The following is a 26,871-nucleotide window of genomic DNA, read 5'->3' as shown; positions in this document are numbered from 1 at the left end:
CCCGCTATATTGCGGTGTACCCGCCGTCCACGCGCACGTCCGTGCCCGTGATGAAGGAAGCGTCCTTGCCGATCAGGAACAAGGCCGTTTGCGCGACTTCGTCGACTTCGCCCAGGCGGCCGGCCGGATATCGGCGCGCCAGGGCCGCGCTGGCGGCTTCGGCGTCGCCGTAGCGGCGCAGCACCCGGCTGGTCAGCACCGCGCCGGGCGACAGGCTGACCGAGCGGATGCCTTCGGCCGCGTGGTCGATGGCGATGGCGCGCGTCAGGGCGTGCAGGCCGGCCTTGGTGGTGCTGTAGGCACCGCGTCCGGGCGCGGCCACGCTGCCCAGTTGCGAGGAAATGTTCAGGATGACGCCGCTGCGCGCACGGCGCATGGGGGCCAGGGCCCACTTGCTCATCAGCCATGCGCCGGTCAGGTTGATGTCCAGCGCCTGCTGCCAGTCGGCCAGCGCCAGGTCGCCGATCTTGTCGCCAGGCGTGACGACCGCGGCGTTGTTGACCAGTACGTCCAGGCGCTGCCAGCGGGCCAGCACGGCGTCGATGGCCGCGCGGGTCTGGCCGGCATCGGCGACGTCGCAGGCCAGGGGCATCACGCGGTCGGACGCGGCGCCCGCCCGTTCGGCCAGGGCGGCGGCGTCGCGATCGAGCAGCGCCACGCAGGCGCCGGCGTCCAGGCAGCGTTGGCCGATGGCCCAGCCGATGTCGCCGGCCGCGCCGGTGATGGCCACGACCTGTCCGGCTAGATCATGGAATTGGCTCATAGTGCTGCGGCTCCCAGCGAGGCGCCGCCACAGACGTACAGCGTCTGTCCGGTAATGGCGCCCGCTTCTTCGGACAGAAAGAAGGCGATGGCGGCGGCGGCTTCCGTGGCCGTGACGAGCCGCCCCAGCGGCAGGTCGACGCGCGGCGGCGCGCCGCGGGCGGGGTCATGCAGCATGGGCGTGTCCACCGCTGCTGGCGCCACCACGTTGACCGTGATGCCGCGGCCGATCAGTTCGGCGGCCAGGCTGCGCGCCAGTCCCACCTGGGCCGACTTGGTGGCGGCGTAGGCGGCGCGATGGCTGCGCCCCAGCATTGCGCGGCTGGCCACCAGCACGATGCGGCCCGTGCGGTCGAGCAGGCTGGCGCCCAGCCCGTTGACAAGGGCAAGCGGCGCATTGACGTGCAACTGCCACATCAGCTGGGTATCGCCCGGATGGGAGTCGAACGCGCCGCCGCTGCGCACGATGCCGGCGCAATGGACGAAGGCGCGCACCCGCTGCGGCAGGCGCGGGTGCAGTGCCGCCAGCGCAGCCGTATCGGCCAGGTCGCAGCGCAGGTGGGTGTAGGCCGGGTGGGCCGCGCCGGGCCAGTCCTGGCGGTCGACGCCGCAGACGGGCCAGCCGGCGGCCAGCAGGCGTTCGGCCAGCGCCCGGCCTATGCCGGACGCCGTGCCGGTGATGATCGCAACCCCATCGGTAGCCATCGCGACACCCTATTCGTCCAGGGTCGTGAGTTGCTTTTCCAGCGCACGCATCGACTCGTAGCCCATCAGTTCCATGATGTCGTCGATGCCGGCCAGCAGGTCGGGCCGGTCGGCGGGCACGCCGGTGGCAATCACGTCCTGCATGACGGCCAGCGCCTGGCGCATGCCGTGGATGGCGGCGGCCGGCAGCATGCGCGGCAGGCTGATGCGCTTGACGCCGATCTCTTTCAGGCGCGGCAGCGGGATCAGCGGCGTGGTGGGGCGGTTGCGGATGCCAAAGCCCATGTTGATGCTGATCGGAATGCCGGCGGCATCGACCAGGCGCTTGATGTCGTCTTCGTTGCGTACGGCATCGGGGAAGATCATGTCGGCGCCGGCGGCGGCATAGGCGCGCGCCCGCTTGACCGCGCCGTCGATGCCTTCCACGGCGATGGCATCGGTGCGCGCGATGATGACGAAGTCGTCGTCGCGGCGCGCCAGGCAGGCCGCCTCGATCTTCTTGACCATCTCGGCCTGGCTGATGACGTCCTTGCCCGGCATGTGGCCGCAGCGCTTGGGGCTGACCTGGTCTTCGAGGTTGACGCCGGCCACGCCGGCTTCTTCAAAGAGCTGCACGGTGTGAAAGACGTTCACGGGGTTGCCATAGCCGGTGTCGGCGTCGGCCGTCAGCGGAATGGAGACCGAGCGTGCAAGGTGGCGGCAGTGCGTGACGTTTTCCGCCAGGCCCATCACGCCGATGTCGGGAATGCCCAGCAAGGCGTTGGAAACGGCGGCGCCGCTGGTGCAGGCAGTCTTGAATCCGGCCGCTTCGGCCAGGCGGATGCTGTATCCGTCGTACACGCCGGGCGAGACGATGAAGGGTTCGTTCTTCAACAGTTGCCGAAATCTATTGCGCGGATTCATGTCTTGCTGCTCCAGGGCTGTCAGGCGGCCGGCACGGAGAATCCCGATAAGGTCGGGGCCCGTTCGGCCAGGTGTTCGAAAAGGTGTTGGGCGGCGCGTTCGATATGCGAGCGCATGAGCGATTCGGCCAGTTCGGGATCGCGTGCGCGGATGGCGCGCAGGATCTGCCAGTGTTCGGCGTAGGCGTCGTCCTTGCGTTCCAGTACGGTGCCGGAATGCCGGCGATAGACGCGCAGCAGGTGATACAGGTCGCCGCACAGGCTGTTGATGATGCGCTGGTTGCCGGAGGCCAGCACGATGCGTTCGTGGAAGTCGAAGACGCGCGGCGCCGCACCGCCTTCCTGGCGGCGGGCCACGCGGTCGTCTTCGAGTTCGCGCAGCAATTGGGCGATTTCCTCGTCGGACATGCGGCGGGTGGCCAGGTTGCACGCCACTCCTTCCAGCGCCATGCGCATCTGGAACAGTTCCAGCGCTGATTCGGCCGACAGCGTGACCACGCGCGCCTTGATGTAGGGCTCGCGGGTGATCAGCTGGATGCCTTGCAGGCGCCGCACGGCTTCGCGCACGGGGCCGCGGCTGACGCCGAATTCCTGGGCCAGCGAGACCTCGTTGATGACACTTCCCGGCGCCAGGCGGCCCTGGTAGATGGCGTCCAGCATCTTGTCGAAAACGGCGTCGGCCAGGGGGCCGGAGGCGTCTTCCTTGATGGTCTGAGCGGGGGTTGGCGTGTTCATAGTGTTAACAGATTAGAGGGTGTGATTGTAAAGTGTCAACTCTTTTTGGGTCTGGGTAGCAATGAGAGTTGGCGGCAAAAAGTGAATATCTGTCGTCCTTTCAGGCGACGTTACTCCTGATTTATAGGGAAAGCCCGGGTAATAACAGGCCGTTAGGGCAGATGTCAGGCAGCGGCACACAGAGGTGAAACTGTTGACTTGGCCGCGTCCGGCGTTTCGTTGAACCAGGTCATAGTGTTGACACTATGGAAGATGTGGTCTTAAGATTATTGCAGCTTGAATTTTCTCATCCGCCATCATGATTCAGATTCTTTCCAGCGCCGGCCGCCCGTTGCGCTACGTGGACCTGGCCGCCGCGGCGCGCCAGGGCAACCACGATCTGCACGCGCAGCCCTACGTGATCCGCATCCTGCTGGAAAACCTGTATCGCCATCGCCATTGGGGCGACGCGGTGTCCACCGGCGAAATCGATCGCCTCTGGCAATGGCAAGATCACGTTGGGGCCGACCTGGCCCTGCACGTAGCCCGGGTGATCCTGCCCGACTCCAGCGGCCTGCCGGTATTGCAAGACCTGGCCGCGCTGCGCGATGCGGTGGCGCGCGCCGGGGGCGATGCGGCGCGCGTCGATACGCGCGTTCCGGTGGACCTGATCGTCGACCATTCGCTGCAGGTCGATCATTGGGGCGATGCGTCTGCCGTGGGCCGCAACCTGCGCCGTGAGTTCGAGCGCAACGACGAACGCTACCGCTTCCTGAAATGGGCCCAGCAGGCCTTCAAGGGCCTGCGCGTGGTGCCGCCGGGCCTGGGCATCATCCATCAGATCAATCTGGAATACCTGGCCAGTGTGGTGGCCACGCGCCGGCGCGATGACGGTGCATGGGCCTACCCGGACTTCGTGATCGGCGGCGACTCGCACACTCCCATGGTCAATGCGCTGGGCGTGCTGGGCTGGGGCGTGGGTGGCATCGACGCCGAAGCGGCGTTGCTGGGGCAGGCCTACACCTTTCCCATCCCCGACGTGGTCGGTGTGCGCCTGGCCGGCAAGATCGCGCCGCCCGCGCTCACCACCGACGCCGCGCTGCTCATCACGCAGCGGCTGCGCCAGGCCGGCGTCACTGGCAGCATGGTCGAATTCTTCGGCCCCGCGGTGGCGGACCTGGGCATCGCCGAACGCGCCACGATCTCGAACATGGCGCCGGAATACGGCGCAACCTGCGGCTTTTTCCCCGTCGACGCGCAAGTCCTGGCCTACGCCCGCATGACGGGCCGCGCGCCCGAGCAGGTGCGGCTGATCGAAGACTACGCGCGGGCCAACCAGCTGTGGCGCGATGCCGACAGCCCGGTGCCGGCCTACCGCCGGGTCATCGAGATCGACCTGTCGCAGGCCTGCTCCAGCGTGGCGGGACCGCGCCGCCCGCAAGACCGCCAGGCCTGGCCGGATGTTCCCGCCGATTTTCGCGGCCGCCTGACGCAGCCCTTGAACGCAGGCGGCTTCGGCCTGGCGCAGGCGCCCGCCCGCGCATCGCGCGACCAGCCTGGCCATGGCTCGGTGGTGCTGGCGGCCATCACGTCGTGCACCAATACGTCCAACCTGGCCGTGATGCTGGCAGCCGGCCTGGTGGCCCAGAAGGCCTGGCAGCAGGGGCTGACCCCGCCGGCCTGGGTCAAGCGTTCGCTGGCGCCGGGCTCGCGTGCCGTCACCCGCTATCTGCAGGACGCCGGCCTGCTCGAGGCCTTGCAGGCCCAGGGCTTTGACGTGATCGGCTATGGCTGTACCACCTGCGGCGGCAAGTCCGGGCCCTTGACCGAGCAAGCCTCTGCCGCCATCACCGAGCACGGGCTGGTCACGGCCGCAGTGCTGTCCGGCAACCGCAATTTCGAGGGGCGCATCCACAAGCTGGTGCGCGCCAACTACATCGGCTCGCCTGCCATGGTGGTGCTGTATGCATTGGCCGGACGCATCGACATCGATTTCGCGCGCGAGCCGCTGGGCACCGGCCACGATGGTTGCGAGGTCTACCTGGCAGACGTCTGGCCGACGCCGCAGGAAATCGAAGACCTGCTGCCGCATGCCGCCAATCCGCGCCTGTACGCCAAGGTGTATTCGGACGAGAGCATGGACAGCGCCATCTGGCGCGAGCTGCCGGCGCCGAGCGGCCTGCGCTTTCCGTGGGACCCGGACTCGCGCTACCTGGTCGAGCCTCCGTTCTTCCAGCCGGGCGGCGGCGATGCGCTGCAGGACCTGGCGCGCGGGCTGCGGTCGGCCTACGCGCTGGCCGCGTTCGGCGATTCGCTGACCACCGACCACATCTCGCCCAGCGGCGAGATTCCCGCCGATACGCCGGCCGGCCAATACCTGACGCAGGCGGGCATTGCACCGCGCGACTTCAATACCTATGTGGCCCGGCGCTGCAATCATCATGTGATGGTGCGGGCCACGTTCGGCAATATCCGCATCAAGAATGAACTGGTGCCTGGCGTGGAGGGCGGCCATACCCGTCACTTTCCCGACGGTGCGCCCATGACGATCTTCGATGCGGCGCAGGCCTATCGCACTGCCGGCCATGCGGCCATTGTGCTGGGCGGCAAGGACTACGGCATGGGCAGCAGCCGCGATTGGGCCGCCAAGGGGTCGGCCCTGCTGGGCGTGAAGGCCGTGATCGCGGAATCGTTCGAACGTATTCATCGCGCCAACCTGGTCGGCATGGGCGTGCTGCCGCTGGCCTTCGAGGCCGGCCAGGGTTGGCGCGCGCTGGGGCTGGACGGCAGCGAACGCTTCGAGCTGGGCAATGTGCAGGCCGGCATCCTGGCGGGGCAAGCCATCGACGTGACGGCACACGGCGCGGACGGCCGGGTGATCTCCTTTCACGTGCGCGCCCAGGTCCTGACCGATGCGGAACGCCAACTCATCAGCGCCGGCGGCATCCCCGCCAGCGTGTTGCACCATTTCTTAAATGCGCCGGCCGCAACCGCCGGGGCCTGAGCAGGAAACGCCAACCATGCTGGATCTCGTACTTATCAACGCAAGACTGATGCTGCCGGGGCAGGGCCTGACCGATGGCGTGCTGGGTGTGCGCGACGGGCGCATCGTCCTGATCGCGGCGCCGGGCGATGTGCCGCCGGCACGCGAAACCATCGATTGCCAGGGTCTGTGGGTGTTGCCGGGCCTGATCGACCCGCACGTGCATTTCGGCTTCGGGTCGCCTGAAACCGATTTCGAGACCGAGTCGCGCTTTGCGGCACTGGGCGGCACCACGTCGGTGCTGTCGTTTCACCGGTCGGCCGACATCCGCCAGTCATTCGATGCCGTGCGCGATCGCGCGCTGGCGCAAAGCTGCGTGGACTTCGGTTTTCATTTCGGCATCACCAGCCACCTGCACGTGCAGACGCTGGAAGAGATCTCGCGGCGGTTCGGCGTGTCCTCGTACAAGCTCTACATGATGTACAAGGGCGCGGCGGGCCTGTCCAAGGGGTTCACCGATATCGACGACGGCCTGTTGTATTCGGCGTTGAAGGCCACCGCCGCGATTCCGGGCGCCATCATGGGCGTGCACTGCGAGAACGTGGAAGTGATCCCGGTGCTGCGCGACCCGCTGCGCGAGGCCGGCCGCGACGACCTGAAGGCCTGGAACGAGCAAAGCCCTGATTTCCTGGAGGCCGAGAACGTGCACCGCGTGTGCTATTTCGCCAACAAGCTGGGCGCCGCGGTCAACATCGTGCACCTGAGCAGCCGCGAAGCGCTGGACGAGGCCCGGCGCCACCGCCGTACGCCGGGCGCGCCGCCTATCTACGTCGAGACCTGCCCGCAATACCTCTTCTTGAACGACGAGTCGCCGGCCGGCACGTATGCCAAGGTCAACCCGCCGGTGCGTGGCCAGGCGGATGTGGAAGCCATGTGGGAAGGCGTGCTGGATGGTTCCATCACCACTATCGGCACCGACCACGTGCCGCGCAAGCGCGCCACCAAGGACACGGACATCTGGGCCGCCAGCAATGGCTTCCCGGGCACGGGGCTGATGCTGCCGATCCTGCTGCACGAAGGCTATCACCGCCGCGGCGTGCCCCTGGACACGCTGATGAAGGTAGCCGCCGAGAACAGCGCCCGCATCTATCGGCTGCCGTCCAAGGGCAGCATCGAGATCGGCAAGGACGCCGACCTGGTGGTGGTGGACCCCGACCTGGAACGGGTGGTGGACCCGGCCACGCTCGAATCGAATTCGGACTATTCGCCTTACGAGGGCATGACGCTCAAGGGCTGGCCGGTACGCACGCTGGTACGCGGCCGCACCGTCGCCCTGGATGGACGCATCACCGACCAGGCGCGCGCCGCGCCTGGCGGCCGTTATCTCAATCGCCTTTGACCTTTGACGCAGGAACCGACATGAGTGAATCCACCAAACGCATCTGGGACGACTTTCTGACCGAGCGCGACAAGCAGGTGCTGGCGCAGGCCGGCTACGGCAAGCGCGGCGGCTTCGGCAAGCGCCCGGCGCTGTTCATCATCGACGTGCAGTACAACTTCTGCGGCGACAAGCCCGAAGACATCCTGGAAGGCCTGAAGCAGTACCGCACCCATTGCGGCAGCGAGGCCTGGGAAGCCGTGCAGCACATCGTTCCCCTGCTGGAACTGGCTCGCGACAGGAACATTCCGGTCTTCTACACCGAGAGCGGCCGCCGCGCCGACCTGCTGGACAGCGGCGTTCAGGTGGGCAAGAACCACCGCGGCGGCGAAAAGACCGTGCTGGCCGAAACCCACGCCACGCAGACGGTGGAACCCCTGGCGCCGCGGCCGCAGGACATCCGCATCACCAAGCAGAAGCCGTCGTGCTTTTTCGGCACGATCTTCATGAGCCACCTGAACTTCCTGGACGTGGATACGCTGATCCTGGTGGGCTGCACCTCGTCGGGCTGCCTGCGCGCGACCACGGTGGACGCCTATTCCTACAACTTCAAGGTCATCATTCCCGAAGAGTGCGCGTTCGACCGCTTCCAGGCCAGCCATGCCATGAGCCTGTTCGACCTGAACTGCAAGTACGCCGACGTCATCCCCAGCGGCGAAGTGCAGGACTACCTGCGCGCGCTGCCCGCACCCGCGGCGGCTTGAGCCATGAGCCTGGCCGACACGTCCGCCTTGCCGGTGTACCTGCTGACCGGGTTCCTGGGCAGCGGCAAGACCACCTTGCTGTCGCGCCTGGTGCGCAGCGCCGCGTTCCAGGACACGGCGGTGGTCATCAACGAGTTTGGCGAGGTCGGCCTGGACCACCTGCTGGTCGGGCAGGCCAACGATAGTGACATCGTGCTGCTCGATTCCGGTTGCCTGTGCTGCGCGGGCAGCGGCTCGCTGGCCGAGACGCTGGAATCGCTGTATTACCGCCGCAAGCGCGGAGAACTGCCGGCGTTTGCGCGGGTGGTGGTGGAAACCTCGGGTCTGGCGGACCCGGGGCCGGTGATCAACACGCTGGCGTCGGACACGCTGATTGCCCGGCACTACCGCTTCGGCGGTGCCGTCGCGACACTGGATGCGGTGCATGGCGTCGAGTCGGTGCAGGCCTACCGGGAGGCGGCTACGCAGATCGCCATCGCCGACCGCATTGCCCTCACCAAGACCGACATCGCCGGCCCCGCGGCGATCGACACCGCCCGGCAATTGCTCGCGTCGCGCAATCCCACGGCGCGGGTGCTGGAAACCACGCCCACCGCGCTGGACCACCAGGCGCACGATCTGTTCGACGGACTGACGGCCGGCCACCTTGAGGCCGTGCCCGCGCAGGCGGCAGGCCTGTCCACGCCCATTGCTCATGTGCTGCGCTACGGCATTGCCTCATATCTATGGCGCCAGCAGGGCCCGCTGGGCTGGGACCGCTACGCCGCCTGGGTCCGGGCGATGCAACGGGATTTCGGTGACCGCCTGCTGCGGGCCAAGGGCCTGCTGCGCTGGACCGACGGCACGATCCGCGCGGTGCATGGCGTGCATCACCTGTTCAATGCCCCCGAGCCCCTGCGCGTCGATGAGGGCGCGCGGCAGGTGGGGGCGATGGTGATCATTGCCAGGGACGTGGCGGCAGACGATCTGGCCGAGGTGATGCGGCTGCTGGATTGATGGCGGCCGCGCCGCTGCGTATCGTCCCCGCGTATCGCACGGCTAGGCACTGTTCTCCGACAGCCGCGCACTGCCTTCGATGTTCGCGGGTTCGTCGCGGCGCGTGCCAATACCCCGCCACTGCGCAACAATGCCCATCGTCACGATCACCGCCGCGAGTATCGCCGTGTACAGCACCTCGTTGCGGTACGTGCCTTCCAGCACCATCGTCACCAGCGCCGCGATGATGCAGACGATGACCAGGTAGGTCAGCCACGGAAACAGCCACATCTTGAATTTCAGTTCCACGCCCTGTGCCTGCAGGCGCTGGCGCATGCGCAGCTGCGAGCAGGCGATGGCCAGGTAGACGAACAGGGCGATGGTGCCGGTGGCCTGCATCAGCACGTCGTACACGTCCATCTTGGACGTGGCCATCATCCATACGGCGACGAAGGCGAAGACGCTGGAAATCAGCACGCCGACATAGGGCGTGCCGGTGTCGCGGCCGGTGATCTGCATGATGTGGTGGGCGTCGCCGCGTTTGGACAGCGAATAGAGCATGCGCGAGGCCGTGTACAGCGCCGAGTTGAAGCAGCTGCACACCGAGGTCAGCACGATGAAGTTCACGATCAGCTGCGCGTGCGGAATGCCCAGCGCGTCCAGCGCCACGTTGTAGGTGCCGTGGGTGGGGTCGGTCAGGGCGGGCGCGTTATAGGGCACCAGGCACACGACGATGAAGATCGACCCCACGTAGAACAGGCAGATGCGCCAGACCACCGAGCGCGTGGTCTTGATGATTTCGCGGCCCGGGTTGGCGGATTCGGCGGCGGCGACGGTGACGATCTCGGCGCCGATGAAGGCGAACATCACGCCCAGCAGCGCCACCACCACGGCCTTGGGCCCGTTGGGCATGAAGCCCTGGCTGGTCAGGTGCGACCAGCCGTTGGCATTGCCCCACGGCCACACGTGCACCAGCGCCAGGCTGCCCATGATGAGGAAGATGACGATGGCCACGACCTTGATGAGGGCGAACCAGAATTCGAATTCACCGTAGTTGCGCACGTTCAGGAAGTTGACGACGATGAGCGACACGGTGACCAGAAGGCCGTAGCCCCAGGCCGGCACCATGGGGAACCAGCCGTGCAGGATCTGGCCGGCGACGTAGGCTTCCCAGCCCATCAGCAGCGCCCAGAAATACCAGTAGAGCCAGCCGATGGTGAAGCCGGCCCAGCGCCCGATGGCGCGGTCGGCGTAGGTGGAAAACGAACCGGTGTCGGGCTGGGCCACGGCCATTTCGCCCAGCATGCGCATGGCCAGGATGACCAGCAGGCCGCCGCCGATGTAGGCCAGGATGACGGCCGGGCCGGCCAGCGCGATCTGCTTGCCCGAGCCCACGAACAGCGCCGCGCCGATGACACCGGCGATGGACATCATCGTGAGATGGCGCGATTTCAGGCCGCCTTTGAGTTCCGTGTTGGGGGTATTGGCCAACGTCTTCTCCTCTCCGAATGGCAGGGGCCATGGCGTGTCCGCCATCGGAATGGAAAAGAGGCCTGTCCCCAGCCGGTTTATCGCTATTGGTTGTGCGAAAGAGGATACGTCAGCGGCTGGGCGCGCAGGCACCCGAGCCACGCTCTGTTGCAAGTGCAAGAATTTTGTTGCTGGGCCGGCGTGGGGGCGTGTGTCTCACGCGTGGGCCGGCCCAGGCAGACTTGCTGCGGACTCAGGGCGCGACGGGCTGCGGGTCGGGAAAGCGCCACGAACCATTCAGGATCTCGTCACCGGGCTGATATAGCCTGACCGTGTAGTTCCAGCCCGGCATGATGGGCAGGCAGTTCGCGATCTTGCCGTCGCAGCCGCCGAACTGGATGAGGATCGAGCCGTCGCTGCCTTGCTTGGCGGTGAGGTTGTTCAACGAATAGGCGTCGTACGGGTTCTTCTGGAAATAGCCTTCGGCGTTGTAGACGCTGACCGACCAGAAACTCTTGACCGGCACCTTGTCGACCTTGAGCCGGTATACGACCTTGCCGTCGTTCTGCGCGATCTTGCCGTTCAGGTAGGTGGCGTCCTTGGCGGGGTTGCCGCCCCAGCCGGCCGCGGTGCCCAGCAGATGCTGGATCGGGTCCACCGTGGCCGCGGTGCCGAAGGCGCGGTCGTAGTTCGGCATGGTGGCGGCCAGCACCAGCAGGGCGTCTCGCACCTTGTTCTGGCTGGTCGGGTCCCACTTGGGCACGGTGAAGGCGCCGGGCTGGGTCTGGCTGACCTTGATGGCGTCTTGCAGCGCGTGCACTTGCGCCAGGTCCTTTGGGTCGGCGGGGTCGACCAGGGTGCGGATGGCAACGAACACGTAGCGGGTGCCGATATCCTCTTTTTTCAGCGTGTGGGTGCCGGCGCCGTAGAACACGGCGGGAACATAATGGTTTTCGTCGACGACCAGGGTCGACATGAAGCGCTTGCCGGCTTCGGGCAGCGTGATCGTGACGGGGCCGGCGTCCAGGTCGAAGACGGCCTGCGAATACAGCGTGTCGCGATTCATGCGGATGACGTTCTGGGCATCGATGGCGACCATGGCGCGGCTGTGCACGAATTTGCCCAGGCCGCCGTCGGCCACCATCTTGCCCAGGTACAGGTCGGACTCGGCGCGGGCGAAGTTGTCGACCGTGACCCGGGTGGCCGCGTCGGGCGCGGGCTGGGCGTGGGCGCTGGCGATGGCGGCCAGTGTCAGGGCGATGATGCGGGGCGCGAAGGAATGCGACATGGGAAGGCCTCTGGAATGGGAAATCGCCGCGAATGTACCCTGGGGGTCTGGGCGAAAACCGTGGAAAATGCACGGACGAGACAGATCGCCATGAACAATGAGACGTTGCTGAGGGAGGCCCCATGAAGTACAGCAGCAGGATGCTTGCGGGATGGCTGGGCGGCATGTTGACCGTCATCGGCCTGTCGGGCGGCGGGGCCGCGCAGGCGGTCACGCAGAACACGGTGTTGATGCAGGCGATTGCGCGCGAGATCGCCCACAGCGACGAGCTGGCCGGCATCGATTGGGTGGAAGTGACCGCGGTATTCGGCGTGGACGGCGACGGCGACGTGAACGAAAGCTATGGCTACGCCTACGACCGCGCGGGCCAGCCCCACGCCGTGGCCTTTCTGGAAGACCCCATCGAGCGCGAAGTGCAGCGCTACCGCGAGTGGCTGCGGCCGCAGGCGGACAAGGGCTTCATCAAGATGCTGTTCCAGTTCAACCGCGACACCCGCCGCGCCAACGCCGATTTTGAATACGACGATCCGCATCGGTGGCAGGTCACGCCCGCCAATATCGATACCATTACCGAAACGCTGCGGCCGTCGCTGGGCGACTGACGCCGCATTGCATACAGCCCCCATGGTTGCGCCGACCCGACCTTGCCATGACTGAACACGCAGACGCTTTCCCGGGCAGCCCGGACGCGCCCATCATTGCCTACGACACGTTCGAGGCCGCCAATCTGTTCCTGGCGGCCGGGCGGACGCGGCAAGAAGTGCTGGCGCGCATCGGCCTGACCGAACCGCAATGGGACCGCCTGCACGGCATCTACAAGTGGTTTCCGTATGCCGGGGATGACAGCGCCCGGCGCGCGTATTTCAAAGGCCTGGACGACAGCGAGATCTACCGCCGGGTGCTGCCGCCGCGCTGGAAGGTGCCGCCGGAAGACGCGGCGGTATTGCGTGGCACCTGGCACATCCGCGAGGCGGTGCGGCGCAACCCCTATATCGGTCCGTTCGCCGATTGTGGCTGGCCTGCCACCTGGATCGCGGCGCACCCGGAAGCCTCGCTTTGCGGCTATATCCACGATGGCATGACTGTGTATTTCAATGGCCGCGCGCTGACCGATCGCCAGGGCCAGGCGCTGGCCGTCGATGCGCCCAGCTTCGAGCCAGTGGGCGGGCGCTGGCTGCGCGACAGGAATCACCTCTATGGCCAGGGGGAATTCGGCTCGCGCCCGACCCCGTACTGGTACGTGGTGGACGGCGCCGACCGCGCCAGCTTCCAGGCGCTGAACCTGCGCTACGCACGCGATGCGACGCGGGCCTACTACATCACGGGCAAGACGATCCGTACGAAAAGCGCCGAGGCGTTCGAGGTCGTGCCCGAGCTGCGGCTGAATTACCGCGACGTTGCGCGCGAACCCTTGTTCGACGTCAGCGTCATCGCCCGCGACCGCGAGGCGGTGTACTTCTACGGCGCCCGCCTGAAGGGCGCGCGGCCCGAGGCCTTTCGCGACCTGGGGCATGGTTATGCCACCGACGGCGCGACCGTCTGGTATCTGGAAGCCAAGCAGGTGTTGGACGGCGCGGATGCCGCGACCTTCGTCGTGCCAGGCCCGGGCGAACCCGGCGTGCAGGGCCGCTCAGGCCAGCGCGCCGCCAGTGACCGTCACCGGCCTTATGCCCGCGGCGTCGCGCTGGCCCCGGCGCAATGCGTCGAAGACTGGCGGGCCTACTTCGAAGCCAGCCCTGACCTGCACGACTGGTGGTGGCACCGCCTGGCGCGGGGCGGCTGAAGGCGCGGACAAGGGCTGTCAGCGTAGCGGGACATCGAAATCCACGGGCACCGTCTCGACCGGGCCGGGCAGGGTGGCGTCCAGCCGCGCGACTGTCCCCTGGAAGAAAACCGCCATGACGGGCGGGCCGCCGGTATTGTCCAGGGCCATGGCGCCGGTCTGGCGCAGCGCGCGGCCGGTGGCATCGGCCGCGGTCAGCACCATGGGCGACTGCACGTAGGGCAGCCTGGCCGGGTCCAGCAGCACCAGGTTGTCGCGGACGGTGACGCCTGCCACGGAACCGTCCACGGGTAGCGCATGGCGTTCGAACGAGATCATGCGGGTGACGGACAGCCGGCCCTTGGCGCGCACGGGCGCCACGGGAAATTGCCGTGGGTCGAAACGGATGCCGTCTTCCACCCGATCATAGGCCTGGCCTTCGCGCACGTTGATCGGCTTGCCCCGCGAGTCCAGGAAGGTGACGGATACCGCGCGGTCCAGCCCGAAGCGCGTGGCCGGGGCAATGAAGCGGTCGCTCAGTACGTCGGGATAGCCGAAGCGGATGACGGGTTGGCCTTCGCGTTCGATACGCGCGGTGGTGAGGCGGGCGGCAACGTCCTGGCGCGACAGTTCCTGCGGGCGGTCGGGGGCCACGTGGTCGTAGACGGAGCCGGCCAGCGCCAACGGCGTCAGGTCCATGTTGCGCAGGGTATGGCCCAGCGGCAGCACCGACGTCGCCAGCGGCCGCGTCAAGGTGGCCCCGCCTGGCACCATCAGCGTGACGCGCACCCGGGCCACCTGGCCCTGGAAGGCGTAGCGCGCCCGCAACTGGCCGCCGGTTTCACGGAAACCCGCCCGGTCCAATAGCGTGGCGGTGTCGGGCACGGTGAGCGTGCCGGCGGCGGCCTGCGCGCTCAGGTGGTCGAATGCCTGCACGCGGGCATCGAGCGGCGTGGCGCTGCCCCACAGGCGCACGTGATTGAACAAGGGCTGCCCGCCCGCATCCAGCGCCTCGATCAGCACCGCATTGCTGTTGAAGCCCTGCGGGCTGACGCCGTCGGCCTGGGTGACGCCGATCTCGACGCGGTGGCCGTCGATGGACCGCAGCGTGAAGGCGAAGTCGCCCAGCGTGCGCGGCTTGCCGAGGTCGGCGGGCGTGAAATCGGCGTGCGGCGTGGACTTGGGCAGCGCGATGGTGAGTTCGCCGTCCAGCGATTCGGGCGTGCGCAGCGCGCCGGCCGGCTGCGACAGCGTCAGCGCCTGGCCTTGCTGGCCGACCGAGATGGTCACGCCGCTGCGTGCGGGGGCGTCCAGGGCGATGTCGCCGCCATCCAGGAAGCGGACCTTGCGCCAGGTGTAGGTGTGCGGATAGGGCAGGGCAAAGGGTTCCACCACGCCGATGTCGCCGCGTTCGTCCAGCGCGCCGACCACGCCGGCCGCGAACACGTCGGCCATGCGGCCGGTGTCGGGGTAGTCGTTGACCGCCTGAAAGGGCGACCCTGCATGCAAGGTCTGTGCCGGCGGCTGGCGCAGCATGTCTTCGCTGCGCCATTGCTGGTGCAGGATGAACAGCATTTCGGTCAGCGCCTGGCGGGTGGGGGCGTCGGCAACCTGCGCTATGCGGGTCTGGCGCGCCTCGGTGACCACGGGCGTGGCAGGCACTGCATGGGCGGGCAGGGCCAGGCCCAGGCTGGCGGTCAGGAGCAGACGGGCAAGCGTGGGGCAAAGGCGGGTCACGGTGTGCGGTCCTGGCGGGTTCCGATCAGGGATGCCTATTGTATTGATTCGAGCCAGAGCGTCCGGCGGGCCCCGCGCGTCACGGGGAAACCCGATATAAAACTTTGCATAGCCTCCATGATCCAGCGTTATGCGTGATACCAGGGAGGGGCGTCTTGATGATAGGGAATAGTCAGTGAAATCAATGTGTTAAGGCGTATTCGAAAGAGCCGTGAGTAACGTGGCGCGAGGGCTTTGGAGCCATTTCGGATTTGCGCCGACGCATGCATGATGGGGTCTTCCGCCAGGCGCGCCGTAGTGCGCCTGCCCATGCGTTGGAACTTCTGATGACCTTCGATCTGACCCTGCACAACGGCCGCATCGTCACGGCCGAGGCCGACTTTGTCGGCGACATCGGTATCGTCGATGGCGCCATTGCCGCCATCGCGGCGACGCTACCGCCGGGCCGGCGCGCCATCGATGCGACCGGCCGGCTGGTCATGCCGGGCGGCATCGACAGCCATTGCCACGTGGAACAGCTGTCCAGCATGGGCGTGCTGTGCGCCGACGACTGGTACACCGCGTCCGTGTCCGCGGCGCATGGCGGCAACACCACCATCGTGCCGTTCGCCGCGCAGCATCGCGGCCAGTCGCTGCGCCAGGTTGCCGATGCCTATGCCGCGTCGGCCGCCGAGAAGTCGGTGATCGACTACAGCTACCACCTGATCATTTCGGACCCCACGCCCGAGACCCTGAACCGCGACCTGCCCGAGCTGATCCGCGCGGGCATCACGTCGTTCAAGGTCTTCATGACCTACGACAAGCTCAAGCTGGACGATCGCCAATTGCTGGACGTGTTCGCCATTGCCGCACGCGAAGGCGCGCTGCCGATGGTGCATGCCGAGAACAACGACGTGATCAGCTGGATCGCGCGCCACTTGCTGGCGGCCGGCCACACCGCGCCCAAGTACCACGCCGTCAGCCATGACCCGATCGCCGAAAGCGAAGCCACGCAGCGCGCCATCAGCCTGGCCGCGGTGCTGGAAGTGCCGGTGCTGATCGTGCACGTGTCGACCCAGGGCGGCGCGCAGGCGATCCATGCCGCCCAGACGCTGGGCGCGCCGGTGTACGGCGAGACCTGCCCGCACTATCTGCTGCTGACCGCCGAGGACATCGACATCCCCGGCGTCGAAGGCGCCAAGTTCTGCTGCAGCCCGCCGCCGCGCGACCCGGTGTCGCAACATGCGTTGTGGCAAAGCCTGGACAGCGGCACGCTGGCTCTGTTGTCGTCCGATCACGCGCCGTACCGCTACGACGAATCGGGCAAGCTGCCGGCCGGCGACGCCACCACGTTCAAGCAGATCGCCAACGGCCTGCCGGGCCTGGAAGTGCGCATGCCGCTGCTGTTTTCCGAAGGCGTGCGCAGCGGCCGCCTGACGCTGCAGCAGTTCGTGGCGCTGACCTCGACCAACCATGCCCGCATGTATGGCCTGTACCCCAGGAAGGGCACGCTGGCGGTGGGCGCCGACGCCGACATCGCGATCTGGGACCCGGAAAAGACGGTGACCCTGCGCGCCGACGACCTGCATGACGCCGTGGGCTACACCCCCTACGAAGGCCGCCAGGTCACCGGCTGGCCCACCACCGTCATCAGCCGCGGCGAGGTGATCGTGGACGACGGCGTGCTGCAGGCCGCGCGCGGCCGTGGCAACTTCATTGCCCGCGGCCTGCCCGCGCCGCTGCAGAAAGCGCGCGAGATCAGCCCGCGCGCCGCGCTGCTGCGCAAGATTTTCCCGGCCGAGATCACGTCCTGAAGGACGGCGCACGGCCCTCGAACCCCAGCGATACCCCCCCGGAGACTGATATCGTGAGCAACACCCAACCCCCGCGAAAAATGGACCTTGCGGTCGCCCAGATGGGCGCCGTCAATCTGGCGGACACCCGTGCGGTCGTCGTGCGCCGCCTGGTCGACATGATGCGCGAGGCCGCCGCCCGCAAGGCCGAGTTCGTGGTCTTTCCCGAACTGGCGTTGACGACCTTCTTTCCGCGCTACTGGATGGAAGACGCCGAGGCGGTCGAGCGCTATTTCGAAAAGACCATGCCCAACGCCGACGTGCAGCCGCTGTTCGACACGGCGCGCGAACTGGGCATCGGCTTTTACCTGGGCTATGCCGAACTGACGCCGGAAGGCCGCCAGTTCAATACCGCCATCCTGGTGGACCGCCAGGCCAAGATCATCGGCAAGTACCGCAAGATCCACCTGCCGGGCCATTCCGACCACAAGCCGGATGCGCCGTTCCAGCATCTGGAAAAGAAGTTCTTCGAAGTCGGCGACCTGGGTTTTGGCGTGTGGGACACCAACGACGTCAAGATCGGCATGTGCCTGTGCAATGACCGCCGCTGGCCGGAAACCTACCGCGTGATGTCGCTGCAAAGCGCCGAGCTGATCGTGCTGGGCTACAACACGCCGTCGCTGAACATCCACTGGAACGAGCCCGCGCACCTGCGCACCACCACGCACGAAATCGTGCTGCAGGCCAGCGCCTACCAGAATGCGGTGTGGGTAGCTGCCGCCGCCAAGTGCGGCTTTGAAGACGGCCACCACATGATCGGCAGCTCGATGATCGTGGCGCCGTCGGGCGAGATCGTGGCGCGTTCCAGCGGCGAGGAAGACGAAGTGATCACCGCGCGCATCGACCTGGCCATGGGCCAGACGTTCCGCGACCACGTCTTCAACTTTGCCAAGCATCGCAGCCCGCAGCACTACAAGCTGATCGTCGAACGCACGGGCGCCGGCGACCCGCTGCCCGTGGCGGAAATCAGCTAGGCCGGCGCCAGGCTTCGTGCCGTGTCACCCTACGCCCTAGGCCCGCTGAAGAATGGCCTGCGTCATCGCAGGCAGTTCTTTTTTGACGATCTGCGAAAACTGCGTCAGGAAGGCCTTGGCAATCGAGGGCGGCGGTTCGATGCGGGAATGCGACACGTGCACGAACAGCGGTATGGCCGGTTCGATGCGGCGCACCACCAGGCCATGCATCAGGGCGTCGGTCAGGCCGTAGGAATCCACCAGGGCGATGCCCACGCCCTGGCGCACGAACGAGCAGGCCGTCTGCGACGAGCGCACTTCGATCGCCGGCGTCAGGATATGGCCCTGCGGGTCCAGGTGCTCGAACAGGGTTTCGCCCAACGGCGTGTCGCGGCTGTAGCCCACCAGCATTTCACCGGCCAGCATCGCCGGGGCAATCACGCTTTCGCGGGCCAGCCGATGCCCCGCCGGCAGGACGCAGACGATTTCGCCGTGCGCCAGTTCGGTGGTGATCAGGTTGGGGTGTTCGGGCTTGAAGATCGAAATGGCGATGTCGGCATAGCCCAGCAGCAGCTGCGGCAGCAGGGCATCCATGCCCAGCGGCCGGTAGCGGATGCGCACGCCGGGGTTGCGGGCGCAGAACTTCGCCGTGGCCGCGGGAATCAGCCATTCGCCGAAGCTGGGGCTGGACACCACGCTGACCAGGCCGCCGCCGTGGCCGGCCAGGCCGGCGGCCATGTCGTTCAGGCGGTTGACGCCGGCCTGAATGGATTCGACTTCCTGGAACAGCTTGCGCGCTTCCTTGGTGGGGTGCAGGCGGCCCTTGAAGCGCTCGAACAGCGCGTAGCCCAGCCGCAGTTCGATCGAGGCCAGCACGCGGCTGATGGCCGGTTGCGTCACATGCAACAGCCGGCCGGCCGCGCTCAGCGAGCCCGTGATCATGATGGCGTGGAAAACCTCGATCTGGCGCAAATTCAACGGCGCAGACCGGACCTTTCCGGGTAATTGAGACATGCTGCGTGATTTCCTCTTGACCTGGGCGCTACTCGGAATTCATCCGGCTCGCCTCTAATTGCAAGGATTCTACTCAATGGCGACGAATGCTCGCATCACCCTGGTAAACCCGAACTCCCTGGTCAAGGTCACCGAGGCCATTGGCCGCGCCGTCCTGCCATTCGGCCATCTGCCGCTGGATTTCCGCTGCCTGACGTCCACGGATGGCCCGGCCGGCATCCAGACCCAGGCCGAAGCCGACGCCAGCATCGCGCCCATGGCGCGCCTGGTGCGGCAGGAAGCCGCCGCCACCGATGCCTTCATCGTGGCCTGCTTCAGCGACCCGGGCTTGCACGGCTTGCGCGACCTGGTGCCGGTGCCCGTGCTGGGCATCGGCGAGTGTTCGGTGCTGACAGCCATGAGCATCGGCACCCGCGTCGGCGTGATCGCCATCGCCAGCGCTGCGGTGCCGCGTCACCTGCGCTATTTCCGCGCCATGGGCGTGGCCGATCGCATCTGCGGGGAACTGGCGCTGGACATGCAGGTGAGCCAGCTGGCCGACGCCGACCTGGCGTTCCAGCGTATGGCGGCGGTCGGCAAGACGCTGCGCGATGGCCACGGCGCCGACGTGCTGATCATGGGCTGCGCCGGCATGGCGGACCTGCGCGCCCGGCTGGAAGACGCTTGCGGCCTGCCGGTAGTGGAGCCGACTCAGGCGGCGGTGGCGATGGCGGTCGGCCGGGTGGCCGGCCGCGCCTGATTCGCCGCCCCTATGCCGCCTGCTGCACGTAGTGGCCGGCGGCCACCTGCACCAACTGCGTCACGACCGGGTTGTCGCCCACCTTGCGGATCGGGCTGGGAATGTCGCGCGCCGCGCGCACGCTGCGCTGGTGGCGCCGTGCCGGATCGGGCACCGGCACCGCCGATAGCAGGCGCTGGGTATACGGATGGCGCGGCCGGTGCAGCACTTCCTGGGTGGGGCCGATCTCGACGATCTGGCCCATGTACATGACGGCCACGCGGTGGCTGACCTTTTCCACCACCGCGATGTCGTGCGAGATGAACAGGTACGACAGGCCCATTTCGGCCTGCAGTTCCTTCATCAGCTCGATGACGCGCGCCTGCACCGACACGTCCAGCGCCGACACCGGTTCGTCGGCCACGATGATCTTGGGGTTCACGCTCAGCGCGCGGGCGATGCACAGCCGCTGGCGCTGGCCGCCCGAGAACTGATGCGCATAGCGGTCCAGGAACTCGCGCGGCAGGCTGACGCGTTCCAGCAGCTGGGCGGCGCGTTCGCGCCGTTGTTCGCGGGTATGGCCGCCATGCACCTTGAGCGGTTCGCTGACCAGGTCCCAGGCATGCAGGCGCGGGTTCAGTGACGCGTACGGGTCCTGGAAGATCATCTGGATGTGGCGCCGCATGGCCCGCATCTGGTCGGGGGACATATGCGTGACGTCCTGGCCATCCAGGCGGATCGAGCCTTCGGTGGGCTGCACCAGCTTCATCAACAGGCGCCCGGTGGTGGACTTGCCCGAGCCGGACTCGCCCACCAGCGCCAGGGTCTCCCCGGCGCGCAGGTCGAACGACACGCCTTCGACCGCATGTACATTGGCCACCACCTTGCCGAAGGCGCCGGCCTTGACCGGAAAGCGCTTGGCCAGGCCGGCCACTTGCAGCACGGGCGGGCGCTCGCGCACCGCAGCCTCGTCGGGGGACCCGTCGCCCAGCCGCGGCACGGCGGCCAGCAGGTCGCGGGTGTAGGGCTGGGTGGGCGCGTCGAACAGCGTGGCGGTGGCGCTTTCCTCGACCTTGTCGCCATGGCGCATGACCACCACGCGGTCCGCGATTTCGGCCACCACGCCCATGTCGTGCGTGATGAACAGCACGGCCATGCCGACCTCGCGCTGCAATTCGCGGATCAGGTCGATGATCTCGGCCTGCACCGTGACGTCCAGCGCGGTGGTCGGTTCGTCGGCAATCAAGAGCTGCGGCCGGCAGGCCAGCGCCATGGCGATCATCACGCGCTGGCGCATGCCGCCGGACAGGTCGCCCGGGTATTGCGTCATGCGGCGTTCGGGTTCCGACATCTTCACGGCGGTCAGCATGGCCTGGGCGCGCTGCCAGGCCTCGGCCCGCGAGATGTCCTGGTGCAGCAGATAGACTTCCGCCAATTGATCGCCCACCGTCATGACCGGGTTCAGCGAGGTCATGGGCTCCTGGAAGATCATGGAGATTTCGTTGCCGCGGATGCGGCGCAGGGCGGCTTCCTCCAGGGCGAAAAGGTCCACTTCGCGGCCGTCGCGCGGCACGAAGCGGGCGCTGCCCCGGGCGATGCGGCCGCCAGCGCGCTCGATCAGGCGCAGGATGGACAGGGCCGTCACCGACTTGCCCGAGCCGGACTCGCCCACCAGGGCCACCGTTTCACCGCGGCCGATGGTGAAGTCCAGCGACTTCACCGCCCGGTACGGCTGGGCGCGCGCGCCGAATTCCACGCACAGGTCCTGCACCGCCAGCAAGGTCTCGGTCTTGGGGCTCTCCGTCATGGGGCTCTCCGTCATGCTCGGCTGGGAAACACGCGCGGCGACATGGCGTCGATGTCGCGGCCGGCATAGTCGCGCTGCGCGACGGTGGCAATCGTCTGCGCCTGGGCGCGTTCGACTTCCTGCATGGCGCGTTCGATGTCGATGGTCAGCAGCTGGCCGTCCTTGACCACCTGGGCGCCGTCCACGTAGACGTCGCGGATGGCCCGGTCGCCCGCCGAATAGATCAGGCTGCGCAGCGGCTCGCGGCCGGGGCGCATGTAGGGGTGCGACAGGTCGACCAGCGAAAAGTCGGCCTTGCCGCCCACGGCGATGCGGCCGATGTCGTCGCGGCCCAGCATGCGCGCGCCGTTGACCGTGGCGGCGTTGAAGACTTCTTCGGTGGACGCCGCGCGGAAGTGGCCCGCCTGCAAACGGGCCACATAGCAGGCCAGCCGCATTTCATCCAGCATGTTGTGCGGGAAGGTGTCGGTGCCGATGCCGACGTTGATGCCGGCGCGCAGGTAGCGGCCCAGGTAGCTGAGCGCAATGCCGCGCCGCACGAACACCGTGGGGCAGTGCGCCACGTGCGCGCCCGAGCGTTGCAGCAGGCCGAAGTCGTCCGCGTGCGGCCAGTACAGCGCGCGGTGGTCGTTGAGGAAAATGCCGTGGCCGATGATCAGGTCGTCATCGAGCAGGCCCTGGTCGTCGAGCCATTCGATGGGCGTGCGGCCGTGGCGGCGCGTCATTTCGCCGAACTCGACCACGCTTTGCGCAGCGTGGATCTGCATCGGGATGGCCAGGCGGCGGGCCGCCGCCTGCGCTTCTTTCAGCAGTTCGGGCGAGCAGGTATCGACCTGCGACGGACACAGCATGGCGCCCAGGCGGCCGCTGGGATGGTTGATGGCGCTGTCGGCCACCGCTAGCGCCGCTTCGAAGGACTTGAGCGCGGCGGCTTCGTCCCAGGTGTATTCCACCGAATGGCCGTCGGTGGTGCGCCAGGCGGCCGAGCGGAACATGGGCCCCAGCACCCCGCGGATGCCGGCGGCTGCCACCACGTCGGCCCAGCCGGGGCGCGGCAACGACATGTCGACGAAGGTGGTGACGCCGCTGAGCAGCATTTCGGCCATGGCCACCTGGTTGGCGTACTGCGCGGTTTCGATGCCCATGCGGAACACCGGCATGTATTCGTACAGCGAGCTCTGGCCCAGCTTGTCGCTGCCCAGCTCTTCGAGCAGGCCGCGGTTACCCGGTTCGGACGAGGGGTGGCTGTGCACGTTCACCAGGCCCGGCATTGCCATCAGGCCGGCGCCTGGCACGACGCGGTCGGCCGGGCCGGCGTAGCCGGAGCCGGCGTGGATGACGGTGTTGCCGCGCATCACCAGGTCGGCGTTTTCGATGTAGACGTGCGAACCCAGCGCCTCGTCCCAGGCCACCAGGGTGGAAAGCTGCTTGAAATGGGTGATGCTGGCTTGATTGGTGTCGCTCACGACTGGCTCTCTGTGCTGCGGATTCATGAAAAAGCGGCGGCGCGGCTCGTGCCGCGCCACCGGATGCGGCTTACTTGAACTCGATGTCCAGGCCCTTGTAGGCGGCGGCGCCGAAGATGCCGTGCGCGCGCATGGGCTTGAGGCGCGGCCCGCCCACCAGGTACAACGAGTCGTGGTAAAGCGGAATCCACGCCACGCCGTCGGAGATCTTGGTCAGCGCCTTGGACAGGATCGCGTCGCCCGTCTTGGCGTCCAGCGCCTCGCTGCCTTCGGCCAGCCAGCGGTCGGTGTCGGCATCCTTCCAGTTCATGCGGTTGGGGGTGGGGATGCTGTTGGACAGGAAGTAGCTGTTCAGCGCTTCGCCGGTGCTCATGTAGCCAAAGCTCATGCTGAATTCATCGAATTCCTGCGTGGCCAGCTTGCCCCAGGCCGAGGTCGAATCGAACAGCTGCACGCGCAGGTCGGCGCCCACCTTTTTCATGTCGCCTTGCACGGCTTCCATGATGTCTTTCCAGTAGCCGGTGATGCCGTAGTGCAGGATCGACAGTTTCTGGCCATCTTTGTAGCGGTAGCCGTCGGAATGCATCTTCCAGCCGGCCTCGTCCAGCAGCTTGTTGGCGGCGGCGGGGTCGTAGCGGTAGGCGTCGTTCGAGCCGGCGGGCGTGGCGGTGGCCAGCATGCTGGTGGCCGGCACGGCTTCGCCGAAGGTGATGGCCTCGGTCAGCGCGCGGCGGTTGATGGCCAGGTTCAGGGCGCGGCGCACGTTCACGTCGGCCAGCACCGGTTTGTCGATCTTGAAGCCCAGGAAGAACGTCCAGTAGAACGGGTCGGCCTTGCTGACGAACAGGCGCTTGTCGGCCTTCAGGTCCTTGATGGCCCACTGCGGCAGGTAGCGCGACAGGTCGGCCTGGCCGCTTTGCAGGGCGGTCAGGCGCGTGCTTTCTTCGGGCACGATCTTCCAGATGATCTTGTCGACCTTGGGCGTGGGGTCCTTGTAGATGGACGGGCCCCACTTGTAGCCGGCGTGGCGGGTCAGCACCACTTCGTTGCGCGGCGACCAGCTCTGGAAGCAGTACGGGCCGGTGCCGTCGAAGGCCTTCACGCCGTAGTCCTGCCCCAGCGCCTTGACCTGGTCGATGTTGATGACCGAGTGCATGTAGTGCGCCATCTGCTGCAAGAGCTCGTTGTAGGGCTTTTTCAGCTTGTAGACCACGGTGACGTCGTCGGGCGCGGTGATGCTGTCCACCGGGCCGGCGCGCCAGCGTTCCAGGCCCTTCGTTTCGGGGTTCAGCCAGCGCTCGTAGCTGGCCACCACGTCCTTGGCGGTCATCTTGCGGCCGCTGCAGAACGTCACGTCGTCGCGCAGGCTGAAGGTGTAGGTCAGGCCGTCCGGCGAAATGGTCCAGCTCTTGGCCAGCGCCGGCACCGGCGTCTTCATGTCGTAGTCCAGCCCGACCATGGTGTCGGCCGCCATGAACAGCACCTCGGCCGCGCCGCGCGCGGTGGTGCGGTGGGGGTCGTATTTGTCGGTGTCCAGCTCGCGCAGGATCAGTACGGTCTTGTCGGCCTGCGCCAGCGCGGCGGCGGGCGTGGACAGAAGGCAGGCCAATGCCAGCGGCGCGAGGGCCAGTCCCTGAGTGATCTTCATGTTGCGGTTTCCCCTGTGTGTTGGTGTGTGGTGTGGTCGGTCTTGCCGCGGTTCAGAACCGCAGCTTGGGATCGAGCGCGTCGCGCAGGCTGTCGCCCAGCAGGTTGAAGGCGAGCACGATGAAGAAAATGGTCATCGTGGGAATGGTCGAGATGTGCGGAAAGATCTGCAGGAACTTGCGGCCGTCGGCGGCCATGCTGCCCAGTTCGGCGAAGGGCGGCTGCGGACCCAGCCCCAGGAACGACAGCACCGAGCCCAGCAGGATGGTGTGGCCCAGTTGCAGCGTGGCGTAGATCATCAGCATCGACGAGCAATTGGGCAGCAGGTAGCGCGTGATCAGGTAGAAGTTGCCAAAGCCCATGGCGTGGCCGGCTTCCATGTATTCCTGCTTCATCACCACCATGGCCGAGCCGCGGGCGATGCGCGCCATGCCGGGAATGGCCGAGATGCCCAGCGCCAGCACCATGCTGGTGGTGCCCGGGCCCATCAGCGCCGACAGGCTCAGGCCGAACAGGATCGCCGGGAACGACAGCAGCACGTCCACGATGCGCATGATCACGCCTTCCAGTGGCCGGTAGTAGGCGGCCAGGATGCCCAGCAGGGCGCCCAGGCCCGACCCGCCGATCACCGCCAGCACGCTCAGGCTCAGCGTGGCGCGGATGCCGTAGATGATGCGCGACAGGATGTCGCGGCCCTGCACGTCGGTGCCCAGCAGGTAGCGGATGCCGTCGGCCGAGATCCAGCCCGGCGCCTTGCGGGCGATGGCCATGTTGGTGGAATAGGGGTCGTGCGGCGCCAGCCAGGGCGCCAGCAGCGCCACCAGCACGATGGCTATCACCGCCAGCAGCGACAGCAGCAGGATGGGGTCGCGGCGCAGGCGCGACGCAATGCGCGCCAGCGGCGTGGCCATGGCCTGGGGCGGCAGCCCGCCCAATGAAGAAGTGGTGCCTGCGCTCATGATTTGTTGCCTCGGGGATCCAGGTAGCCGTAGAGCAGATCCACGATCAGGTTGATGAGAATGAAGCCCAGCGCCGTCACCAGGATGGCGCCCTGGGCCAGCGGGAAATCGCCCGCGAAGATGGCGCCCACGGCCATGCGGCCCACGCCGGGCCAGGAATAGATCTGTTCGGTGACCACCGCGCCGCCCAGCAGGTTGCCCACCTGCAGGCCCACCAGCGTCACGATGGGCAGCAGCGCATTGCGCAAGGCGTGGCGCAGCAGCACGCGGCCTTCGCCCGCGCCCTTGGCGCGCGCCGTGCGCACGTAATCGCCGCTGAGCGTTTCGATGACGGCGGTGCGGGTGATGCGCGCGACCGGCCCGATCAGCACCGAACCCAGCGTCAGCGCGGGCAGCGCCAGCGATTGCAGCCCGGCCAGCGTCCAGATCGGGCCGTTGCGGCCGATGTACGGCAACAGGCCCGCGCCGCCCACGTGCTGCACCAGCAGCAGGCCGACCCAGAAGACCGGCAGCGACACGCCCACCACCGACAGCGTCATGACGAAGCGGTCGGTCAGCTTGCCGCGGCGGTAGGCGGCCAGCGTGCCCAGCAGGATCGCCAGCGGAATCGACCAGATCACGCTGGCCAGCATCAGCTCGGCCGTGGCGCCGATGGTGCTGCCGATTTCATCGATGACCGGCACGTTCGAGATCATCGAGCGGCCCAGGTCCAGGTGCAGCAGGCGCCAGACATACAGCGACAGCTGCTGGACGATGGACTTGTCCAGGCCCAGTTCCTGGCGAACCTGCGCCAGTTCGTCCGCCGTGGCGGTGGGGCCGGCGATCACCGCGGCGGGGTCGGCCGGCGCCACTTGCAGCAGCACGAAGCACACCACCACCACGCCCAGCAGGACGGGCAGCGAGATCGTGAAACGGTTGAGAATCTGCCGGATCATGCGTGGCCCGCGCCGGTGATGCGTAGGGTGGCGGCCGGCCCGAAGGGGGCGCGCCGTGCGGGGCAGGGGGGAACTGGTCTGGGCATGACTCAACCTCGTC

At 67.3% G+C, this 26,871-nt stretch carries 22 protein-coding genes; 9 read left to right on the top strand and 13 right to left on the bottom strand.

Annotated elements, in window-relative coordinates; translation table 11 throughout:
- Positions 1-4: 4 nt before the first annotated feature.
- The 4 genes from HV798_RS19025 to HV798_RS19010 are packed head-to-tail and all read right to left on the bottom strand — an operon-like array spanning position 5 to position 3,104.
- Positions 5-763: an SDR family NAD(P)-dependent oxidoreductase gene (locus HV798_RS19025; RefSeq protein ID WP_175193151.1), complete on the bottom strand. Its 759-nt coding sequence runs from the start codon at positions 761-763 to the stop codon at positions 5-7.
- Positions 760-1,467, bottom strand: a complete 708-nt coding sequence (locus HV798_RS19020; RefSeq protein WP_175193152.1) for an SDR family NAD(P)-dependent oxidoreductase — start codon at positions 1,465-1,467, stop codon at positions 760-762. Before HV798_RS19020 ends, HV798_RS19025 begins: the two co-directional genes overlap by 4 nt.
- Positions 1,468-1,476: 9 nt before the next feature.
- Positions 1,477-2,370 carry an isocitrate lyase/PEP mutase family protein gene (locus tag HV798_RS19015; RefSeq protein WP_025140870.1) on the bottom strand — a complete coding sequence of 298 codons (894 nt, stop codon included), beginning with the start codon at positions 2,368-2,370 and terminating at the stop codon, positions 1,477-1,479.
- Positions 2,371-2,390: 20 nt separating this feature from the next.
- The gene (locus tag HV798_RS19010; RefSeq protein ID WP_175193153.1) at positions 2,391-3,104 is read right to left on the bottom strand and encodes a GntR family transcriptional regulator; all 714 of its coding nucleotides are present in this window, start codon (positions 3,102-3,104) and stop codon (positions 2,391-2,393) included.
- 298 nt (positions 3,105-3,402) lie between these two features.
- On the opposite strand from HV798_RS19010, the gene acnA reads away from it, so the two are divergent.
- From acnA to HV798_RS18990, 4 genes are read left to right on the top strand one after another with little or no spacing between them, the layout of a single operon-like run.
- Complete coding sequence (acnA, locus tag HV798_RS19005; protein ID WP_175216486.1) at positions 3,403-6,087, top strand: aconitate hydratase AcnA; 2,685 nt, start codon at positions 3,403-3,405, stop codon at positions 6,085-6,087.
- Between the two features lie 16 nt (positions 6,088-6,103).
- Positions 6,104-7,465, top strand: coding sequence for a dihydroorotase (locus HV798_RS19000; protein WP_175193155.1), 1,362 nt, complete (start codon positions 6,104-6,106; stop codon positions 7,463-7,465).
- Positions 7,466-7,485: 20 nt separating this feature from the next.
- The gene (locus HV798_RS18995) at positions 7,486-8,208 is read left to right on the top strand and encodes an isochorismatase family protein (protein ID WP_175193156.1); all 723 of its coding nucleotides are present in this window, start codon (positions 7,486-7,488) and stop codon (positions 8,206-8,208) included.
- Positions 8,209-8,211: 3 nt separating this feature from the next.
- Positions 8,212-9,204 (top strand): CobW family GTP-binding protein, encoded by a 993-nt coding sequence (locus tag HV798_RS18990; protein WP_175193157.1) that lies wholly within the window; start codon positions 8,212-8,214, stop codon positions 9,202-9,204.
- A 42-nt stretch (positions 9,205-9,246) separates the two neighbouring features.
- Here HV798_RS18990 and HV798_RS18985 read toward each other — a convergent pair whose 3' ends face one another.
- On the bottom strand, positions 9,247-10,617 hold the full coding sequence (locus HV798_RS18985; protein ID WP_343038578.1) for an amino acid permease: 1,371 nt from the start codon (positions 10,615-10,617) through the stop codon (positions 9,247-9,249).
- Positions 10,618-10,906: 289 nt separating this feature from the next.
- On the bottom strand, positions 10,907-11,941 hold the full coding sequence (locus HV798_RS18980) for a DUF1254 domain-containing protein (protein WP_175193159.1): 1,035 nt from the start codon (positions 11,939-11,941) through the stop codon (positions 10,907-10,909).
- Between the two features lie 122 nt (positions 11,942-12,063).
- Here HV798_RS18980 and HV798_RS18975 point away from each other — a divergent pair, with 122 nt between their 5' ends.
- Both HV798_RS18975 and HV798_RS18970 read left to right on the top strand, forming a co-directional pair.
- Positions 12,064-12,543 (top strand): hypothetical protein, encoded by a 480-nt coding sequence (locus HV798_RS18975; protein ID WP_175193160.1) that lies wholly within the window; start codon positions 12,064-12,066, stop codon positions 12,541-12,543.
- A 47-nt stretch (positions 12,544-12,590) separates the two neighbouring features.
- Positions 12,591-13,724, top strand: a complete 1,134-nt coding sequence (locus HV798_RS18970) for a DKNYY domain-containing protein (RefSeq protein WP_175193161.1) — start codon at positions 12,591-12,593, stop codon at positions 13,722-13,724.
- 18 nt (positions 13,725-13,742) lie between these two features.
- Here HV798_RS18970 and HV798_RS18965 read toward each other — a convergent pair whose 3' ends face one another.
- Entirely contained in the window at positions 13,743-15,440 is a 1,698-nt protein-coding gene (locus HV798_RS18965; protein WP_175193162.1) for a hypothetical protein, read from the bottom strand.
- Between the two features lie 326 nt (positions 15,441-15,766).
- Here HV798_RS18965 and hydA point away from each other — a divergent pair, with 326 nt between their 5' ends.
- On the top strand, positions 15,767-17,233 hold the full coding sequence (gene hydA, locus HV798_RS18960; RefSeq protein WP_025140611.1) for a dihydropyrimidinase: 1,467 nt from the start codon (positions 15,767-15,769) through the stop codon (positions 17,231-17,233).
- Positions 17,234-17,313: 80 nt separating this feature from the next.
- Complete coding sequence (locus tag HV798_RS18955) at positions 17,314-18,246, top strand: N-carbamoyl-D-amino-acid hydrolase (protein WP_025140612.1); 933 nt, start codon at positions 17,314-17,316, stop codon at positions 18,244-18,246.
- Positions 18,247-18,282: 36 nt separating this feature from the next.
- Here the strand turns inward: HV798_RS18955 and HV798_RS18950 are convergent, their stop codons facing one another.
- Complete coding sequence (locus HV798_RS18950) at positions 18,283-19,239, bottom strand: LysR family transcriptional regulator (RefSeq protein ID WP_175193163.1); 957 nt, start codon at positions 19,237-19,239, stop codon at positions 18,283-18,285.
- Positions 19,240-19,315: 76 nt separating this feature from the next.
- On the opposite strand from HV798_RS18950, the gene HV798_RS18945 reads away from it, so the two are divergent.
- Positions 19,316-19,978: an aspartate/glutamate racemase family protein gene (locus HV798_RS18945; RefSeq protein WP_025140614.1), complete on the top strand. Its 663-nt coding sequence runs from the start codon at positions 19,316-19,318 to the stop codon at positions 19,976-19,978.
- Positions 19,979-19,988: 10 nt separating this feature from the next.
- On the opposite strand, the gene HV798_RS18940 is transcribed toward HV798_RS18945, so the two are convergent.
- From HV798_RS18940 to HV798_RS18920, 5 genes are all read right to left on the bottom strand, one after another.
- On the bottom strand, positions 19,989-21,764 hold the full coding sequence (locus HV798_RS18940) for an ABC transporter ATP-binding protein (RefSeq protein ID WP_246288937.1): 1,776 nt from the start codon (positions 21,762-21,764) through the stop codon (positions 19,989-19,991).
- Positions 21,765-21,775: 11 nt separating this feature from the next.
- Positions 21,776-23,230, bottom strand: a complete 1,455-nt coding sequence (locus HV798_RS18935) for an amidohydrolase family protein (RefSeq protein WP_175193165.1) — start codon at positions 23,228-23,230, stop codon at positions 21,776-21,778.
- Between the two features lie 70 nt (positions 23,231-23,300).
- Positions 23,301-24,878 (bottom strand): ABC transporter substrate-binding protein, encoded by a 1,578-nt coding sequence (locus tag HV798_RS18930; protein ID WP_175193166.1) that lies wholly within the window; start codon positions 24,876-24,878, stop codon positions 23,301-23,303.
- A 52-nt stretch (positions 24,879-24,930) separates the two neighbouring features.
- Positions 24,931-25,836, bottom strand: a complete 906-nt coding sequence (locus HV798_RS18925) for an ABC transporter permease (RefSeq protein WP_246288936.1) — start codon at positions 25,834-25,836, stop codon at positions 24,931-24,933.
- Positions 25,833-26,771: an ABC transporter permease gene (locus HV798_RS18920; RefSeq protein WP_025140619.1), complete on the bottom strand. Its 939-nt coding sequence runs from the start codon at positions 26,769-26,771 to the stop codon at positions 25,833-25,835. Before HV798_RS18920 ends, HV798_RS18925 begins: the two co-directional genes overlap by 4 nt.
- Between the last annotated feature and the right edge of the window lie 100 nt (positions 26,772-26,871).

It is taken from the genome of Achromobacter deleyi, assembly GCF_902859705.1.
Taxonomy (GTDB): Bacteria; Pseudomonadota; Gammaproteobacteria; order Burkholderiales; family Burkholderiaceae_B; genus Achromobacter; species Achromobacter deleyi.
Note: the sequence above shows the minus strand (reverse complement) of the source record. Positions and strands in the feature narration are given on the sequence as shown.